Here is an 18,845-nt window from a genome sequence, read left to right as displayed (position 1 = left end):
CGCGAGCAGCCGGTCGGCCGCGGAGTTCACGAGGTCGGGCAGCGGCGACGGCTTGGGCGCGCTGTTGATAATGTTGGGCAAGCGCCGCATCCCCAGTTTTCGCGGCAACCGCTGCCAGTCCTTGCAAGGTGGTGATAATGCGATCACTACGCCCACTCTGCTGATCGAGAGTTAAGGTGCTGTCGTAGTGTTGTTGTGCCTGCGCCCATTGTTGTTGGGCAAACGCCACTTGCGCTAAAACCCGATGGGCGTTGGCACGTTCTGCGATGTGTTCGCCTGCGACGGTTAACGCCAATTGCGCCGCGCGCGCCGCCTCCGGCAATTTTTGTTGTGCCAACTGATAACGTGCCCACTGGTTATGCAGTGTTGCTTGTTGTGGGCAGCGTTTGGCACATAACGCATCGGCATTCTGCCAAGCGTCTTCAACCTGTTGCCACTGTTGTTGTCCAAGCGCCACCGCAATTTGACGGGTCAGCCAATGTAAACGGATAGAAGTCTGCTCCACAGACAAGTTAGGCTTGAGTTGGTTTAGGCGTTGGGCGGCGGTCTGCCATTGTTGTTGTCGAATGTGCAGACTGATTAACGCCAATTCCGTTTGAATGATGCCAGCTTGCCAATCGAGACGGCGATATTCCTGCAAGCCTTTTTGCAGCAGCTGTTGTGCTTTTTTCGGTAAATCCGCTTGTAGGGCCTCATTCGCTTGTTGTAAGTAGGCATCGCCACGGCGAATAGCATCACTGTGTGAGGCGGGGGTGGTTGTATTTGCACAACCATGCAGTATTAAAACAAAAGACAGCAGAAGCGCGTGTTTAATCATGGCTGTCTTGCTCCACCACCGCCGGTGTGGCTGGGAATAAATGGCGTAATGGCCAACTGCCCCGCACGGCATCTAATGTTTGGTTGCTGTTATCTAATAAACGTTCCGTTTGTTGGGCAATGCCAGCCGCGTGGGGTGAGGCTTGTTCAGTGATGTTTTTCACTGCCTCTGCGGTCTGTCTGGCGGCCGTGCTGGTGGCTTGAATATCGGCCAACACCGGCGGTACATGTTGTTGCACCGTCTGTAAGGTGTGTTGGCTGCTTTGTAAGGTTTGTTTCACTTCTTGTTCTAATAATCCCTGACTGGTATCGAGCACACGATTTAATTTGTCCTGTGTTTCGACCAAGCCGGCGCTGGCCTGTTGCAGGCTGCGTAGGGTTTGATTGAGGTCGCCATTCGGATCTCGCAAACGCTGTGCAATATCGTTCATGGCATCGACAACCGGCTCTAGTTTAATCTGTAACTCGCGTGCTACTTGTTCTAAATCGGCTGCTGGCGCGAGGGCAAGATAGCCATTTTCGCGTAGAGGGGGAGCATGGGTATCGAGGGTATCGAGTGCGATATAGCTATTACCAATCACACTTTGCCGTGCGATACGTGCTGACGAGGTGGTGCGTAAAAAGCGCAGATAGCGGGTTTTGATTTCTAATACCACTTCGACATGGCCATCTTCTTGCAGGCTGAAATGCTCTACGGTGCCAATATCAAAAGCACGAAAGCGAACCGGCATCCCTTTTTTTAAGTCCGCGCCCGACTGGGCATATAAACGCAGCTGGCTATGCTCCTCAAACCAGCCTTGTGCTTGGCCAGCGGTGAAAATAATGCTGATAAATAGTGCGAGGGCACCACATAAAAAAATGCCGACTCTCAGGTTAAAACCTAATGTTGGCAAGCGTTGGAAAGACAAAGTTTTTTTCATGCGTCGAGTGGCCAAAACACAGCCCATAAACCATCCAATAAAAACACAGCGGTCAACGAGCTGAATACCGCCCGTGACGTTGCGAGAGAAGCATGTCGCCGCCGACTAGAAAACACACCAGCCAAGCAACAACACCACGTTATCACACCACAAAACACCGCTGTTTTACACGGCAGACTAAGCCAAAGGCTAAGCGGTAGTTGGGCTAATAATTGTTGCCATTCTTCAAATAGATAACGCGGTTTGGCATAGACAATACCGGCAATCAAGCTGGCCACTGCCAAATAAATCGCCAAGCCACAGCCCGAGAGCATATAGGCAAGTTGCCGCACCCCGATCAGACTGGCCAGTTTGATTTCATTGTCTGCATGCAGTTGATAAGGGGCAAATTGATTGGCACAGGCTACGCCATTGCGTGCTAACAGTAACAGACTGCTGAATAGCGGTGCCAGTTCAAATAACATCAGATAGGCCAACCATTTCAGCGTGGTATCAATGGCATTACCCAATTGATAGTGCAACTGGTGTACCACACTGATGCCGAGAGCGATACCAATAAGCGTCAAAATCGGCCAAGCGAATAGCGCGCTATCTCCAAGATGCAGCAGCAAGCGTTGTGGCTGGCGCAAGATGAGTGTGAGCGCGTGATGGCTGGCGCTCATTAAGCGAGTGGTAGTCAGAAGAAACGAGAAGAGATGCAAAGCACTTGACCTGATGAGTTGGCTGCGGCATGGTGCCATGTTGTTTTAGACAAGAATGAGAAGGTATCGCGATGACAGCAATGTCCGCACCATTATGTCCTGATTTTGCCTTACCTGCCCATGATGGCAGCGTGTTTCAACTGTCACAACAAACCCGCCCTGTGTTGCTGTTTTTTTATCCCAAAGACAACACTCCCGGCTGCTCGACTGAAAATCAAGAATTTGCGGCTTTGTATCATGAGTTTGTTGCCTTGGGTGTGGCGGTGTGTGGGGTGTCGCGTGATAGTGTGAAAACCCATCAAAATTTTGCGGCCAAACTGGCATTGCCTTTTCCTCTGTTATCCGACCGCGATGAAGTCGTGTGCCAAGCCTTCGCCGTGATAAAACAAAAACAGATGTATGGCAAAACAGTGCGTGGGATTGAACGCAGCACTTTCCTTATCACGCCACAAGGCGAAATTATTCAGGCATGGCGTGGGGTAAAAGCCGCTGGCCACGCCCAAACGGTTTTGACTGCATTACAGGCACATTTTGCCGCGATTTAACTGCGATTCTTCCACTCACGCAGCGCCGCGAATAGCGTCACTTCATCATCCGTGTCGATTTGACAGTGTTGTTGAATTGGTTGTGCCACGCTGGCAAGGTGAACCCGCAAAAAAGGATTGGTTTGTTTTTCAATCGCCATTTGGCTAGGAAGCGTCGGCTGTTCGGCGTGGCGGCGGGCTTGTTCTAGGGCATAACGTTGCCGTAAGACGGTTGAATTAGGCTCGACTTGTAAAGCGAAGGCAAGATTACTCAGCGTGTATTCGTGGGTGCAATAGAGCAAAGTGTCATCGGGTAATTGGCAAAACCGTTGTAAGGCATGGTGTAACTGGGCGGCAGTGCCTTCAAAAATACGGCCACAGCCTCCGGCAAATAAGGTATCACCACACAATAAGACACCATTGCCATAGTAAGCGACATGATCTTGGGTGTGGCCTGGCACGGCCAGCACACTGAATTGACAGGCCGGTGTTGTGAACTCAACGGTGCTGCCCTCATCTACCACATCAGTGACACCTGCAATCCCAGCCGGGCCATACACTTTCACCCCTGCGGTGGCGAGTGTGGTAACACCGCCGGTGTGATCGTGATGATGGTGAGTCAGTAAAATACCGCACAGAGTGAGCTGACGTGTGCTCAGGGCTTGCTGCACCACAGCAGCATCACCGGGGTCTACTACCACCGCGTGGTGTTGATCATGCAGCAGCCAAATATAGTTATCCTGAAAAGCGGGAAGGGCTAGGATGCGTAACATAGAGTCCTCATGGCAGGGAATAGCGATGCAAGAGCTACATGATTGGCTGCAGACGCCATCGGGTCAATACGTGATTCGTTGTGAACAAGCGTATTTCGACCGCGCTGTGTCGGATATCTTTGGCTTTCGGGCGGTACAGGTCGGGTTTCATGGCTACCCATTTCTGCGCGAAAACCGTATCCCGTGGCAAATTGTCTTAAGCCCACAACCGATGCCAGCGCCGGTGGCGGTATTGGCCTATCCAGAACAGTTGCCGTTTGCTACACAAAGCCTCGACTTGCTGTTATTACCGCATACACTGGATTTTTGTGCCTCGCCCCAACAAGTGCTGCGCGAGGCCGAACGGGTGTTAATGCCTGAAGGCCGTTTAATCCTTACAGGTTTTAATCCGTATAGTTTATGGGGTATGAAACGGCGGATGAAACGCTGTCAAGGGATGCCGTGGCAAGGGCGCTTTGTCAGCTTGTTGCGATTGCGACAATGGCTCAATCCCTTGGCACTCGAACCGTGTGGAGGGGGATTTTTATGTTACGCCCCACCATTGAAACGGCAACAAGGTTTTGAACGCTGTCGCTTTATGGAGCAAGCGGGTGATCGGTTGTGGCCGGTGGTGAGTGGGGTTTATGCTTTGGAAATCGTGAAACGGGTACGTGGGATGCGCTTGATCGCACCCAGTTGGAAAACCGTACCGACACGGCCACTGGTGGCGGTATCGAGTACACGCAGACCTCGACCAGCGGTAGCGTGTCAACCACACCAATCAGTACATTTAGGATGATATGACACAACAAGATTGGGTAGAAATTTACACCGATGGGGCATGCAAAGGGAATCCCGGCCCCGGCGGTTGGGGGGCGATTTTGCGTTGGCGTGGCCAAGAAAAAGAATTGTTTGGGGCGGAATTAGAGACCACCAACAACCGTATGGAGCTGTTGGCGGTGATTCAAGCATTAAACAGTTTGAAACGCCCCTGTCAGGTCAAAGTCTTTACCGATTCACAATATGTGCAAAAGGGAATGACGGAATGGTTAGCAGGGTGGAAACAGCGCGGTTGGCGCACAGCAAACAAAGCACCGGTGAAAAATGCAGACTTGTGGCAGGCCTTAGAACACGCGGCAACTCGTCATACCGCTGTGCAATGGCAATGGGTGAAAGGACATGCCGGACATCCTGAAAATGAACGTGCGGATGCCTTGGCTAACCGTGCGATTAGCGAGGGATGTGTGGCATGACACGACAAATCATTCTTGATACCGAAACCACCGGTTTAGAGCCAAGCAGCCATCGTTTGATTGAGTTTGCCGGTTTAGAAATGGTGAACCGAAAATTGACGGGGCGCAGCTTGCATCTGTATGTCGATCCCCAGCGTGATATTGACCCTGAAGCGCAAAAGGTACATGGCATTAGCCGAGACATGCTACACGGCAAACCCCTGTTTGCTGATGTGGCAGACGAGATTTTGGACTTTATCCAAGATGCCGAGCTAATTATTCACAACGCGCCGTTTGATGTCGGCTTTTTAAACAGTGAGCTAGCGCGAGCGAACCGACCTCGGGTGAACGAGGTGGTTGCAGGGGTGATTGATACGCTGGTGATGGCAAAAGAACGCTTTCCTGGCAAACGCAATAATCTTGATATTTTGTGTGACCGTTTCGGGGTTGATCGCTCTGCACGGACATTTCACGGTGCCTTGATTGACTGTGCTTTGTTGGGGGATGTGTATCTTGCCATGACCCGTGGTCAAGAGAGCCTGATGATGGAGGTGAGCAACACCCCCGAACAGGAACAGACGGTGACCACTGCGGTAATGAAACAATCCGAACGTGCTCCACTGCCTGTCTTACCGGCAGATGCCGATGAATTGGCAGCGCATCAAGCGTATCTCAATATTTTGGACAAAAAAGCAGGTAAACCCTGTGTTTGGCGGCAGTACGAATCTGCACACTAACTGGGTGTTATCGCTTCTTTAAGGGTAAAACGTGAAAAAGCCAAGGCGAAAACCTTGGCTTTTTTGCTGTGCATACCCTCGGTGTCAAACGCGGAAAGCTTCGAGCTTATTGCGTAATTCATCTGCTTTTGCCCCGAGTTGATCGGCGGCACTTTGAATTTCTACCACTTCCTCTGCGCTGCGTGACAATGCCTGAGTTACTTGGCCGAGGCGACTGCTCATGCCGCTGACTGCATCTTGAATATCATGGGAACGTGCGACTGAGCGTTCTACCCCTTGGGCGGTATTGCCAATCAGTGCTGTCATGTCTTCAATCGATTTGAGGGCATCGATAGAAGAATCGACTAATTGTGCTGTCCCAGCGGCGGTATCATTCATGCGCCGCGATACCTCATTAATCGCTGCCACAATGCGATCGATGGTGGTGTGGGTTTCTGTCAGGGCTGTTTGGGTTTGTGTGGCCAATTTCCGCACCTCATCCGCCACCACAGCAAAACCCCGCCCTTGTTCACCTGCGCGGGCCGCTTCAATCGCTGCATTCAGTGCCAATAAATTGGTTTGTTCAGAAATTTGCGCGATGCTGGACAGCACACGTGTTACATCTTGTGTATCAACCGAGAGTTGATCCAAATCTTTCGCTAGGCTGGTGTTGGCCTGTGCACTATCGCGGATAGAAGACACCATTGCGTCGAGATCTTGCTTGGCGTTGGCTAAACGTTCACGGGCGTGGCTGATATCTTGTTTGACTTGGTTGGCTAATTCGGTTGAGTGTTGAGCATTGTCACGAATTTGTTGTGCATCGCGTGCAATTTCAGTCACTTGGCCGCTGCCATCACGGACTTGACCCGCAAGGTCGTCTGAGGTGGTGACAAACTGTTTTGCCATCGAGGCATTCGATTCTGACACCACGCGGGCATCAACAAACGTGGTGCGTAGCAATTCTAATAAGCTGTTCATGGCAGAGGCCATGCGACCAATTTCATCTTGGGTACTGCTGCTGACATTACGGGATAAATCGCGATTGTGGGCAATATGCTCTAACTCATGCGCCACCGATAAAATCCGTTGCACCACTAACCGTGCACCAAACAACGACAACAGCACGGCAATGCTTAATGAAATGGCCGCCAATCCCCCTAGTTTTAATGCGCTGTTAAAAAGTAAGTCTTTCAAGTAGCTAATTTGAATATCCACCCCAACAACATAGCGGGTGCCATTTGCTGTTTGGAATGGCACAAAAATCGAACGGAAGTTGCCAAATTTGTCGGTGTATTCATCAAACTGCGGTGTTTGTGTGCGGTAGGCTTCGAGCACAGCAGGCGAGGCATCGGAATAGTGCTCAAAATAGGCTGCATAATTATTCGACTCAACATCTTTTTTAGTTGCACCATCAGCAATAATCATGACCTTGTCGCCACGAATTGCCATTGCATAGGTGTAACTAAGGCCGACATCCTCTGCATAAGCCCCTAATTTGCGTACCAGTTCTCGATACTCAGCCTCTTTTACACTATCGGGGGTTTGTGCCCGATCAAAGTAGGCATCGCCAATAATGCGTGGTAAGGCATACGAGGCCGCACGTAAGCGAGCATCCATCTCTGTACGTACATCGCTGGCTTTATTGAGATAGGCACTGACACTGAATGTGACAACCGTAATCAGATTGATCAGCACAAACCACAATAAAATTTTGAGTTTAAGAGATTGAGTCCGGCGATAGGTCGGGGGCAGCGTGGTTGACGACATGGTTCATCCTCGTTAGGACGTCTCCTGCACTGGATGCAGCAGCCTGAAAATAAAGTTGCTTAATTAAGTGAACGCCTTGCCATCACAAAAATAAAGAATCCGCTGGCAAATCGGCCCCCATGATAAATTGATTTGCCAGTGAAAAAAAAGCAGAAACGATATCTTTTTTATAAAAAATCCTTTTTTACTCTTCTCTGCTACGTAGGTGCGCTAACAGCTTTGTTTTTTCTAAGTTATTTTGCAAGCTTACGCTTTTGCCACAAAACGCAGTGCAACCGAATTGATACAGTAACGCTCACCTGTTGGTGGAGGCCCATCGGGAAAGACATGACCAAGATGGGCTTCACAGCTTGCACAACGCACTTCCACGCGTTCCATACCGTGGGAAACATCACGGTGGCGGGTAATCTTGTCGCCAGCGGCTTCCGCCCAAAAACTGGGCCAACCGCAGCCAGCATCAAATTTGGTATCAGACTCGAACAACACACTATCGCAACAAATACAGTGATATTCCCCTTTTGCTGTGGTGGCATAATATTCGCCCGTAAAAGGACGTTCGGTACCGGCTTCTCGTGTAATGCGATAGCTTTCCGGACTTAATAATTTTTTCCATTCTTCTGCTGTTTTAATAACTTTAAGCATTTTTAGGTTTTCCGGTTTTTTTAAAAGTAAAAAATAAAAAATCCCCTGCTTATTCACAGGGGATTTTCTTAGCGGTCAGCGTTAAGGGGATAAGAATTAACGCTCAACTGCCAGTGTGACACCCATCCCACCACCGATGCACAGTGTTGCCAAACCTTTTTTGGCATCACGGCGCACCATTTCATGTAACAAGGTCACTAAAATACGGCAGCCAGACGCACCGATTGGGTGACCAATGGCAATGGCACCACCGTTAACGTTGACTTTTTCGGCGTCCCATTTCAGTTCGCGAGCCACGCCCAAAGCTTGTGCAGCAAAGGCTTCGTTGGCTTCGATCAGATCGAGGTCGTCGATTGTCCAACCCGCACGGGCCAGCGCTTGTTGTGTGGCAGGGACGGGGCCCATGCCCATGATTTCTGGTGCAACACCACCCAAACCGATGGATTTGATGGTTGCCAAAGGTGTCAGACCCAATTCAGCGGCTTTCGCTGCAGTCATCAACATCACTGCTGCAGCGCCGTCATTGATACCTGAGGCATTGCCTGCGGTTACGGTGCCATCTTTTTTGAAGGCTGCACGCAGTTTGCCTAAGCCTTCGGCAGTGGCGTTGGTTTTGATAAATTCATCTTTGGCGAACACAACAGGATCGCCTTTTTTCTGAGGAATGACCACTGGCACGATTTCAGCATCGAACTTACCTGCCGCTTGTGCAGCCGCCGCTTTGGTTTGTGATGCCAAAGCAAACGCATCTTGTTCTTCGCGGCTGATACCGTATTTTTCAGCGATGTTTTCAGCAGTAATACCCATGTGGTAGTTGTTATACACATCGGTCAAGCCGTCTGCCACCATGGTATCCACCAGTTGAGCATTGCCCATGCGGAAACCATCACGCGAGCCTGGCAAAATATGAGGCGACAGCGACATGCTTTCTTGACCGCCAGCAATCACGATTTCAGATTCACCGGTGGCAATCGCTTGTGCGGCCAGATGCACCGCGCGCAAACCAGAACCACACACCACGTTTAAGGTGCTGGCTGGCACTTCAACAGGAATACCGGCTTTCAACAGCGCTTGACGGGCAGGGTTTTGGCCCACACCAGCGGTTAATACCTGACCCAAAATCACTTGGCTGATTTGTTCAGGTTTGACACCCGTGTCTTCCAATAACGCTTTGATCACGGTCGCACCGAGGTCTGATGCCGACACTTTTGCCACAGACCCACCGAAATTACCCACCGCAGTGCGGCGCGCAGCAACAATCACGATATCTTGCATAGTCATTTCCTTTTTGTTTTTTGGGTATGGCACCCAACCCACACCGAAGTATGGGTTGGATGTGTCGCCATTATAACGAGATCAGCTCTTTTGCACGTTCTTTTACATAACGGCCTGGTGCTGGTTCAATCGCTTTGTAGTCTTTACTGCCTGCTGTTTTCGGTGCGGCAATTTCTTTACCCGAACGCGGTGTCAACCAGCTATCCCAATCCTTCCACCAGCTACCCGGACGCGATTCTGCGCCTTCAAACCAAGCTTCGGCAGTGGCTGGCAGATTGTCGTTGACCCAATAGTTACGTTTATCTTTGGTCACAGGGTTGATCGAACCGGCGATGTGGCCAGAGGCACCCAAAACATAACGTTTTTCTTGTGCGCCAGTCAGGTATTTCAAGCCAGAGTAAGCCGATTGCCACAACACAATGTGATCTTCACGGGCAGCAAAGATATACAGTGGGATGGTGATGGTGCTGACGTCAATTTTCACACCGCACAGCTCTAATTTACCGGGTTTGATTAAATTGTTTTCCCAGTACATATTGCGCAGCAAGTAGGTGTGCATTGGCATTGGCAAGTTAGCCGAATCGTTATTCCAATACAACAGGTCAAACGGAGGTGGGGTTTTGCCCAGCATGTAGTTGTTCACGACATAGTTCCACACTAAGTCGTTAGCACGCAGGTTGGAGAAAGTCCGGCTGATTTCTTTACCTGCGACGATGCCACCTTGTCCGGTTGCCACTTTCATTTCGCGGGTGCGGATCAGGTTTTCATCAATAAACATCTTCACTTCGCCTGGTTCGGAGTGGTCCACCAGCGAAGTCATAAAGGTTGCCGATTCAAACCAATCCAAACCACGGGCTTTCATCACGCACAGCGAGGTGGTCAAAATCACGCCACCCACGCAGAAGCCCAAGACATTCATTTTTTCTTGGCGAGTGATGTTGCGCACCACTTCCGCTGCTTTCACCACACCAGACTCGATGTAGTCATCCCATTTGTAAGTTTTGATCGACTCGTCTGCTGATTTCCACGAAATAATAAAGGTGGTGTAACCGCGTTCAACCAGATAACGCATCATCGAGTTTTCTGGTTGCAAGTCCATCAGGTAATACTTATTGATGCACGGTGGCACGACCAACATCGGGCGCTCGTGCACTTTTTCTGTGGTGGGGGTGTACTGAATCAGCTGGAACAGTGGGTTTTCAAACACCACTGTGCCTGGGGTGGTGGCAATATTTTTGCCCACTTCGAATTTTGATTCGTCAGTCATCGAGATATGGCCACGCTCCATATCCGACAGCATGTTTTTCATCCCTTCGACCAAGCTTTCGCCTTTGGTTTCGATGGCACGCTTCATCACTTCAGGGTTGGTCAAAGCAAAGTTGCTTGGGCTCATCGCATCAATATATTGACGCGTGAAGAAGCTCATTTTTTCTTTTTGCTCATCATCGGCTGTTGCGCCATCGACCATCTCGGTCAACCATTTCGAGGTTAACAGATAGCTCTGTTTCAGGGTGTTGTAGAACGGATGTTCATTCCATTCTGGTGCGGCAAAGCGTTTGTCGCCTTTTTCTTCTTCTGCTTTTTTGGTGCCCAACATGGTCATCCATAAGTCCATGTGCTGTTGGTAGAGCTTGGTTTGGGCTTCCCACAACGTGGTTGGGTTTTGGAACAGGGTCGTCCACAGCGAAGCAAAAGGATTAAGCTTGTCTTGTGGCACGCTGAAAGCGGTTTGGCTCATGGCGTTAACAAACTGCTGCAACATGCGGGAATTGGTTTCCGTGATGCTCGAAAAGAATTTTTCTAACAGTTCATTCTGGTTTGGCGTATTCAATGGCGCTCTCCTCAATAAGCAATTTAGCGGGGCGTGGGTTGTTTTGCACCGCCGCATGGGAGTAACCATAACACGCATTTATGACAATTTGCCAGAACCTAAGATGACAGAAAAACGTAGCGTGGTCTTAACAAACTAGCCAAAGCTAATAAAACCGTGATTTTGCTAGATGAAATCAGTGAGTCACAAACTTGCAACATTTTTGTTGCAAAGCATGATTTTGGTGTAGCACTGTTCAGCACGACACCCGATGAGAGAGTCGAAATTGTTAAGGTGATAATGAGGTATTGGTTTAGCAAGCGTTTTTCGCTAAAAGCCACTGCTGCCGGCGTTTAGCCAGATTTGCTGATGTGTGTCGTGGAGTGTTGCAATCTGCACATATTGTCATCTCCGGCCCAAGGGCCGGAGAACAGGTCAAGATAGACGCCGCATCGCCATCAAATAGTTCACATCTGTATCGCTACCGAGTTGATATTGTCTGGTTAACGGTTGATAGCTGAGGCCAGTCATTTCTTGTAGATCAAGACCGGCAGTGCGTGCCATGCGGCTAAGTTCGGAGGGTTTGATAAACCGCGCATATTCATGGGTACCACGCGGTAACATTCTCAACACATACTCTGCTCCCACCACTGCCAATAAATAGGCTTTGGCATTGCGGTTTAAGGTCGAGAAAAAAACCATCCCACCCGGTTTGACAAGGTTGGCGCAAGCGCGCACAACGCTTTCTGGATGGGGGACGTGTTCTAGCATCTCCAAGCAGGTCACCACATCAAAACTGGCTGGCGCTTGTTCTGCCAAAGTTTCTACCGCGACGACTTGATAGTCGATGGTTAGCCCTTGGTCGAGGGCATGTAATTTGGCGACTTTAATCGACTTTTTCGCCAGATCAATCCCTGTCACCTCGGCGCCTGCTTTGGCTAACCCTTCGGACAAAATGCCGCCGCCACATCCCACATCCAACACCTTGGCACCTTGCAATTCGCAGTGTTTTTGGATAAACGATAAGCGCAGCGGATTGATCTCATGTAGCGGTTTAAATTCGCTTTCGGTATCCCACCAACGATGCGCTACTTGGCTAAACTTATCGAGCTCAAGTGGGTCAACGTTGGCAGTCTGTGTTTCTTGATTTGACATATCCCATCCTTTCGCAATTTACGCGCTAACCACCTTGTGTCGCCATGCTTCAGCACGTTGTAACCATGCAGCATAGTCCACTGTGGCGAGTTGGCGCTGTTTCAAAACGTGGCGACCATTGACCCACACATGCTCAACTTGTTCACGACCAGCGGCATACACGATATGAGAAATAGGATCGAAAGCGGGGGCGGTTTCGACGGCATTCAGGTTAATTGCAATCATATCTGCACATTTTCCTGCTTCTAAGCTGCCAATTTTATCGGCCATTCCGAGTGCTTGTGCCCCGTTCAAAGTGGCCATGCGCAATGCGGTTGCCGCAGGCACTACGGTTGGATCAAGCGTGCCGACTTTGGCTAATAACGCTGCCATGCGGGTTTCGGCCAGCATATCGAGCTTGTTATTTGAGGCGGAACCATCGGTGCCGATGCCGACATTGATACCGGCTGCTAAGTAGCGACTGATGGGGGCAATGCCAGAAGCCAGTTTCATATTCGAGGTCGGGTTGTGGGCAATGCTGATGCCGCATTGGGCGGCTAACGCGATATCCGCTTCATCTGCTGCCACCATGTGGGCGGCAATCAGGCGTGGTGATAACAGGCCAAGCCGATGTAAGCGTGCCAGCGGCCGCTGTTGATGTTCTTTTAGGCTCGTTTCCACTTCGCCTTGTGTTTCTTGGATATGGCAATGAATTAACATATCCTCTTTTTCCGCTACCGCTAACACCTCGCGGAAAGTGGCGTCACTGACACTGTATGGCGCATGAGGCGCTAGGGCAAAGCTGACCAGTTTTTCTCCAACAAATTCGCTGCGCTCGGCCAAGGCTTTGCTGAGATGTTCTGCGGCTGTACTGGCGTAAGCCGTGGGAAATTCAATCACGGTACAGCCGACGACGGTTCTCATGCCGGTGGTTAAACCGGCCCGTGCAACTGCACCGTGGAAGAAATACATATCGTTAATGGTGGTGGTGCCCGAGCGCAGCATTTCTGCCATTCCCAGCACACTGCCATCATAAACAAATTCATCACACATCAAGCGGCCTTCGGCTGGCCAAATATGGTTTTGTAACCAATCCATTAAAGGCAAATCATCTGCCACACCGCGTAATAAGGTCATGGCAGAGTGGCCGTGAAGATTGACTAACCCCGGCATCAGCACATGCTCACCCAACGAAATCACTTCCTCTGCCTGCCACTGGTGACGTGCTTCTGGTGGAATGATGGCAAGGATTTTTTCTCCCGCTAGGGCAATGCTATGGTTTTCAAGTACCACGCCTTCGGGTACCACAGGAATGATCCAACGGGCGTCAATTAAGGTTGTTGCGGTTGCAGTTGACACGCACATCTCCACAAATCGGGTTAAAAAAATATCGGGCAGCTATACCACAACGTTGGTTGACTGACAAAGTCGCGACAAGAAAATTCACTATTTTGCTTGCTGATCGGTGTTACTCTTGGATTCATCCGTCTCCACGATCAGCGGGTGTCATCAAGATGAAAATAGCTGAACGAATCAAACAACATAACGTACTGTGGTATGCCACGCTGTTGGCGCTGTGTCTGCTATCGGTGTTGTTGTTGCTGAATACTTGGTCGAGCCGTAAAGCCCTGCAACAACAACGCTATGCCTTACTCAAAGAAGTGGCTGCTGCCCACGCTTTTTATCTTGAAAATGAAATCAACTATTCTTTTGGGATGGCTCAGAATCTTGCCAATGGTCTAGTCGATTTAATCGCCAGCGGCCGTAATCGGCGACCCTTAGCCGATGAACTCGCTCAGCAAGGCCTACGTTTAAATCCTAAATTACTGGGGTTGTCTTCCTATTGGGAACCCAACGCTTTTGATGGCCAAGATGCACACTATGCCGGCGTTACACCTTATGATGCCAGTGGGCGTTTATTCATCTGGTGGCATCGTTTACGCGGTGAGATTGCTGCCGAGACTTATACTTTGCAGACGGTTCCCGAGCCAGAGAAAGTCTATCCGTGGTACTACACGCCAAAACGCACTTTGAAACGCTTTGTGACCGAGCCGTATGTCGATAGTATTGGCGGTCAGCAGTTATGGTTAATGTCACTGGTGGTACCGATTGTGCGTGAAGGGAAATTTTTGGGGGTGGTCGGTGCAGATTATCCGCTGGCAGATTTTCAACAGGTTTTATCGCGGCAAACGGCATTTAATCGTCAAGCCAAGTTACAGTTAATCTCTTATGGCGGCATCTATGCCAGCCACCCTAACCCAGCTTGGTTAGGCAAAAAAGCCCCAGAGATAACCGACAAAGTGCGCCAAGCGATGGCAGAAGGAACCGTGTTGATTCAGCCTTCGGCCAATGGTGAACAACTGTCGGTGTTTTATCCGATTCGGTTTCCCGATGTGAAAGAAAAGTGGGTATTGCACATGGCTGTGCCGGTGACCGCGTTGGAACAATCGTCCCCCTTTGGCTGGCAGCAGCCGTAGTGTGTTGTACTTCCACCCCACCGATTCGGTGAGGTGGAAATATCACGCGGGGTCAATGTTTTTTGGTCACGATTAACGAGGCGACAACCGAGGCAGTCAAGAAGAAGAACACCACACCGAGCGAAACAGCGATTGGCATTTTATAAAATTCCACCATCAGCATTTTCGCACCGATAAAGGTCAATACGGCAGCCAGACCATATTTCAACAAGTGGAAACGATCGGCAACATCGGCCAACAAGAAATACATCGCACGCAGACCCAAGATAGCGAAGATATTCGAGGTCATCACAATAAACGGGTCGGTGGTCACGGCGAAAATAGCGGGGATGCTATCGACAGCAAAAATCAAGTCCGAGAACTCAATCATGATCAACACTAATAACATCGGTGTTGCTACCCAGCCGCTAGAGTCACGAATAAAGAACTTCTCTTGGTGAAATTCTGGTGTCACACGGATATGGCCGCGCAACCATTTCAGCAATGGATTGTTGGCTAAATCATCATCGCTTTCTTTTTCTGGCATCATCATTTTCAAGCCAGTAAAGACTAAGAACGCCCCGAAAATATACAAAATCCAATGGAATTCTTGCACCAACACGGCGCCAATCGAGATCATGATGGCGCGCATAATCACCGCCCCCAACACGCCATACACCAAGACTCGACGTTGATATTCCGGTGGAACTTTGAAAAAGCTAAAAATCATCAGGAAGACAAAGATATTGTCCACTGCCAATGATTTTTCTAGCACATAGCCAGTGAGAAATTCCAATGCTTTGTGGTTGGCAATGTCTCGGCCAATGTTAGGATCGCTGGCAAGGTGCCACCACAGCCAGCCGTTAAACAGCATGGCAACAGTGATCCAAACCACAGTCCATGACAGGGCCTCTTTGACACTGACTTTGTGGTTGCCAGCCTTGTTTAAGGCAAACATATCGATGGCAATCATCACCACAACGGCGGCAAAAAAGCCGACATACATGGCGGGCGTGCCGACGGAAATTGGAGCGGAGATCACGGGATTTCCTTCTTTTAAAAAAGCGAAGTCAATAAATACATCCCCGCAAACGGGGACGCTGTCATGTTGGGTAGATCAAACTTTTTTCAATCCCACCTCAACAGTCGTACACGCACAATCATGCGAGACCACCGGTTTTCGTTATAATCGCAAGACTTTTCTATTTTACTGCACCGCACCATCATGAATCTCGCAAAAAGTTTTGAACCTGCCGATATTGAACGCCGTTGGTACCCCGAGTGGGAACAAGCGGGCTATTTCCAGCCCCACATGCAATCGGGCTCGCCGGCTTTTTGTATCCAACTACCGCCGCCTAATGTGACTGGTACGCTACACATGGGCCATGCCTTTAACCAAACGATTATGGACGGCCTGACCCGTTACTATCGAATGAAAGGGCATAACACCCTGTGGGTACCGGGCACAGACCACGCAGGGATTGCCACCCAAATTGTGGTGGAACGCCAGCTGGGTGAAAAAGGGGTGAGCCGTCATGATTTGGGGCGGCAAGCCTTTATCGACAAAGTGTGGGAGTGGAAACACGTTTCTGGCGGTACCATCACACAACAAATGCGGCGCATGGGGTGTTCGGTCGATTGGCAACGTGAATACTTCACTATGGATGAAGTGCGTGCTGGTACCGTGAATGAAGTGTTTGTGCGTTTGTTTGAACAAGGGCTGATTTATCGCGGTAAGCGATTGGTGAATTGGGACCCCAAACTGGGCACAGCGGTGTCGGATTTAGAAGTCGAATCGGTCGAAGAAGATGGTTCGATGTGGCACATTCGTTATCCAGTGGTGGGCAGTGATGAAGCGGTGGTGGTGGCCACGACTCGCCCCGAAACTTTATTGGGTGATGTCGCGGTTGCGGTCAATCCAAGCGATGAACGTTATACCCATCTGATCGGCCAACAACTGCAACTTCCGCTGACCGGACGTCAAATTCCGGTGATTGCTGATGAGTATGTTGATGCGGCTTTTGGTACCGGTTGTGTCAAAATCACCCCCGCACATGATTTTAACGACTATCAAGTGGGTAAGCGTCATCACACCCAGCTCATCAATGTGATGTCGCTTGAGGCAACTATTTTGCCGCAAGCACAGGTCTTTAGCTTCGAAGGTGCGGCACAAGGCAATATTGCACTGCCGCCTGCCTATGCGGGTTTAACCACCAGCGAAGCACGCAAGAAAATCGTCGCTGATTTAGATGCGGCTGGCTTATTGCTGGAAGTCAAACCACATAAATTGATGGTGCCACGTGGTGATCGTACCGGATCGGTAATTGAACCGTTGTTGACCGATCAATGGTTTGTTGCGATGACTAAGGTGAGTGAGCAAGATCCAACGGGTAAATCGATCACACAGAAAGCCATTGATGCCGTCGAATCGGGCGAAGTTCGGTTTATTCCCGAAAATTGGGTTAACACTTATAACCAATGGATGAACAATATCCAAGATTGGTGTATTTCACGCCAGTTGTGGTGGGGTCATCAAATCCCTGCTTGGTATGATGACGAAGGCCGCGTGTATGTCGCACGCACCGAAGCCGAAGCACAGGCCCAAGCCGGTGGTAAAACCTTGCGCCGTGATGATGATGTGCTGGATACGTGGTTTAGCTCGGCATTAGTCCCCTTCTCAACCATGGGCTGGCCAGAACAAACACCAGAACTGGAAGCCTTTGTGCCCTCCAGCGTGTTGGTGACAGGGTATGAAATCATTTTCTTCTGGGTGGCGCGGATGATTATGATGACCACCCACTTCACTGGCAAAGTGCCGTTCCGTGATGTGTATATTCACGGCATGGTGCGTGACCATGAAGGCAAAAAAATGTCCAAATCCGAGGGCAATGTGATTGACCCAGTGGATTTGATTGATGGCATTGCGCTTGAACCGTTGGTAGAAAAACGCACCACAGGCTTGCGCCGGCCAGAAAAAGCGCCACAAATTGCTAAGGCAACAGAAAAGCTGTTCCCCGAGGGGATTCCGGCTTATGGTACCGATGCGCTGCGCTTTACCATGGCCAGTTATGCCACCTTGGGCCGTTCGGTCAATTTTGATTTCAAACGTGCCGAGGGCTATCGCAATTTCTGCAACAAGCTGTGGAACGCGACCCGTTTTGTCTTAATGAATGTGGAAGGTAAAGATTGTGGTCAAGATGGATCGTTGCCGTTGACCTTTAGCTTTGTCGATCAATGGATGATTGGCCGCTTGCAACAGGCCGAGGCCGAAGTGGGCGAGGCGCTCGACCAATATCGTTTCGACCTTGCCGCACAAACCTTGTATGAATTCATCTGGAATGAATACTGCGATTGGTATGTCGAACTTGCCAAAGTACAGTTGCAAAATGGTGACGAAGCACAACAACGCGCCACCCGTCGTACTTTAGTGCGGGTGTTAGAAGTGGCGTTGCGCCTTACCCATCCGCTGATGCCATTTATCACCGAAGAACTGTGGCAAGCCGTGGCACCCCTCGCCAATGCCAAACACAGCGATTCGATTATGTTGGCAAAATGGCCGGTTGCTGTACCCGAAAAAATTAACCCAACCGCCAATGCTCAGATGGCTGCATTGAAAGACATGGTCAATGCGGTGCGTAATTTGCGTGGTGAAATGGGCTTGGGGCCAGCAGTGAAAGCGCCGTTGTGGGTCGAAGCAGGACCAGAGGCAGCGGTATTCTTGCCATACATCGCGCTGTTAGGTCGTTTGTCTGAGACTAAGTTAGTTGAGGCCTTGCCCGAAGACGATGCACCAGTGGCCATCAGTGGCGATATGCGTTTGATGCTGAAAGTGGAAATCGACAAGGCGGCGGAAAGTGCGCGCTTGAAAAAGGAAATCAGCAAACTAGAAGCGGAAGTCGCTAAATTGGCCGGTAAATTAGGCAATGAAGCCTATACCGCCCGTGCTCCAGCGCATCTGGTTGAGCGCGACCGCAATCAGTTGGCTGAATTCAGCGACAAGTTGGAAAAACTGCAAGGCCAATTGGCTAAATTGGCTTAATGCAATTGCCTTAGGCCCAACCCGTCCTGTTATCGGGACGGGTTTTTTATTACGGAGTGTC

General features: G+C 50.1%; 17 protein-coding genes. 6 read left to right on the top strand and 11 right to left on the bottom strand.

The window, feature by feature from the left end; all coding sequences use genetic code 11:
* The 3 genes from ACTBZS_RS06400 to ACTBZS_RS06390 form a co-directional block, all read right to left on the bottom strand.
* Window positions 1-817, bottom strand: an 817-nt coding sequence (locus ACTBZS_RS06400) for a tetratricopeptide repeat protein (RefSeq protein WP_463043601.1), incomplete at its 3' end; no start/stop codon positions are given.
* Complete coding sequence (locus tag ACTBZS_RS06395) at window positions 810-1,736, bottom strand: MlaD family protein (protein WP_460430105.1); 927 nt, start codon at window positions 1,734-1,736, stop codon at window positions 810-812. The genes ACTBZS_RS06395 and ACTBZS_RS06400, both read right to left, overlap by 8 nt.
* Window positions 1,733-2,398: an ABC transporter permease gene (locus ACTBZS_RS06390; RefSeq protein ID WP_460430106.1), complete on the bottom strand. Its 666-nt coding sequence runs from the start codon at window positions 2,396-2,398 to the stop codon at window positions 1,733-1,735. Before ACTBZS_RS06390 ends, ACTBZS_RS06395 begins: the two co-directional genes overlap by 4 nt.
* 110 nt (window positions 2,399-2,508) lie before the next feature.
* Between ACTBZS_RS06390 and ACTBZS_RS06385 the strand changes: the two genes are divergently transcribed.
* Window positions 2,509-2,982 (top strand): peroxiredoxin, encoded by a 474-nt coding sequence (locus ACTBZS_RS06385; protein ID WP_460430107.1) that lies wholly within the window; start codon window positions 2,509-2,511, stop codon window positions 2,980-2,982.
* Here the strand turns inward: ACTBZS_RS06385 and gloB are convergent.
* On the bottom strand, window positions 2,979-3,734 hold the full coding sequence (gloB, locus tag ACTBZS_RS06380) for a hydroxyacylglutathione hydrolase (RefSeq protein ID WP_463043600.1): 756 nt from the start codon (window positions 3,732-3,734) through the stop codon (window positions 2,979-2,981). The genes ACTBZS_RS06385 and gloB overlap by 4 nt on opposite strands.
* A 25-nt stretch (window positions 3,735-3,759) precedes the next feature.
* Between gloB and ACTBZS_RS06375 the strand changes: the two genes are divergently transcribed.
* Genes ACTBZS_RS06375 through dnaQ form a run of 3 tightly spaced genes read left to right on the top strand, consistent with a single transcriptional unit; the run spans window position 3,760 to window position 5,682 of the window.
* Window positions 3,760-4,512, top strand: a complete 753-nt coding sequence (locus tag ACTBZS_RS06375; RefSeq protein WP_460430109.1) for a class I SAM-dependent methyltransferase — start codon at window positions 3,760-3,762, stop codon at window positions 4,510-4,512.
* A 1-nt stretch (window position 4,513) separates the two neighbouring features.
* Window positions 4,514-4,966: a ribonuclease HI gene (gene rnhA, locus ACTBZS_RS06370; protein ID WP_022654154.1), complete on the top strand. Its 453-nt coding sequence runs from the start codon at window positions 4,514-4,516 to the stop codon at window positions 4,964-4,966.
* The gene (gene dnaQ / locus ACTBZS_RS06365; protein WP_460430111.1) at window positions 4,963-5,682 is read left to right on the top strand and encodes a DNA polymerase III subunit epsilon; all 720 of its coding nucleotides are present in this window, start codon (window positions 4,963-4,965) and stop codon (window positions 5,680-5,682) included. Before rnhA ends, dnaQ begins: the two co-directional genes overlap by 4 nt.
* Before the next feature lie 84 nt (window positions 5,683-5,766).
* Here dnaQ and ACTBZS_RS06360 read toward each other — a convergent pair whose 3' ends face one another.
* The 6 genes from ACTBZS_RS06360 to ACTBZS_RS06335 all read right to left on the bottom strand — a co-directional run bounded on the left by ACTBZS_RS06360 (window position 5,767) and on the right by ACTBZS_RS06335 (window position 13,648).
* Entirely contained in the window at window positions 5,767-7,428 is a 1,662-nt protein-coding gene (locus ACTBZS_RS06360; RefSeq protein ID WP_463043599.1) for a methyl-accepting chemotaxis protein, read from the bottom strand.
* 246 nt (window positions 7,429-7,674) lie between these two features.
* Complete coding sequence (gene msrB, locus ACTBZS_RS06355; protein WP_027405329.1) at window positions 7,675-8,070, bottom strand: peptide-methionine (R)-S-oxide reductase MsrB; 396 nt, start codon at window positions 8,068-8,070, stop codon at window positions 7,675-7,677.
* A 96-nt stretch (window positions 8,071-8,166) separates the two neighbouring features.
* Entirely contained in the window at window positions 8,167-9,345 is a 1,179-nt protein-coding gene (locus ACTBZS_RS06350) for an acetyl-CoA C-acetyltransferase (protein WP_022654150.1), read from the bottom strand.
* A gap of 70 nt (window positions 9,346-9,415) precedes the next feature.
* Entirely contained in the window at window positions 9,416-11,176 is a 1,761-nt protein-coding gene (locus tag ACTBZS_RS06345; protein ID WP_460430113.1) for a PHA/PHB synthase family protein, read from the bottom strand.
* A 414-nt stretch (window positions 11,177-11,590) separates the two neighbouring features.
* Window positions 11,591-12,310, bottom strand: a complete 720-nt coding sequence (gene ubiG / locus ACTBZS_RS06340) for a bifunctional 2-polyprenyl-6-hydroxyphenol methylase/3-demethylubiquinol 3-O-methyltransferase UbiG (protein WP_460430114.1) — start codon at window positions 12,308-12,310, stop codon at window positions 11,591-11,593.
* Between the two features lie 18 nt (window positions 12,311-12,328).
* Entirely contained in the window at window positions 12,329-13,648 is a 1,320-nt protein-coding gene (locus tag ACTBZS_RS06335; RefSeq protein ID WP_463043598.1) for a TRZ/ATZ family hydrolase, read from the bottom strand.
* 155 nt (window positions 13,649-13,803) lie between these two features.
* Between ACTBZS_RS06335 and ACTBZS_RS06330 the strand changes: the two genes are divergently transcribed.
* Window positions 13,804-14,766 carry a cache domain-containing protein gene (locus ACTBZS_RS06330; protein WP_463043597.1) on the top strand — a complete coding sequence of 321 codons (963 nt, stop codon included), beginning with the start codon at window positions 13,804-13,806 and terminating at the stop codon, window positions 14,764-14,766.
* Window positions 14,767-14,818: 52 nt separating this feature from the next.
* On the opposite strand, the gene ACTBZS_RS06325 is transcribed toward ACTBZS_RS06330, so the two are convergent.
* The gene (locus tag ACTBZS_RS06325) at window positions 14,819-15,751 is read right to left on the bottom strand and encodes a TerC family protein (RefSeq protein ID WP_463043602.1); all 933 of its coding nucleotides are present in this window, start codon (window positions 15,749-15,751) and stop codon (window positions 14,819-14,821) included.
* A 219-nt stretch (window positions 15,752-15,970) separates the two neighbouring features.
* Here ACTBZS_RS06325 and ACTBZS_RS06320 point away from each other — a divergent pair, with 219 nt between their 5' ends.
* Window positions 15,971-18,784 carry a valine--tRNA ligase gene (locus ACTBZS_RS06320; RefSeq protein WP_463043596.1) on the top strand — a complete coding sequence of 938 codons (2,814 nt, stop codon included), beginning with the start codon at window positions 15,971-15,973 and terminating at the stop codon, window positions 18,782-18,784.
* Window positions 18,785-18,845 lie beyond the last annotated feature (61 nt).

This window comes from Aquaspirillum sp. (genome assembly GCF_055136605.1).
Note: the sequence above shows the minus strand (reverse complement) of the source record. Positions and strands in the feature narration are given on the sequence as shown.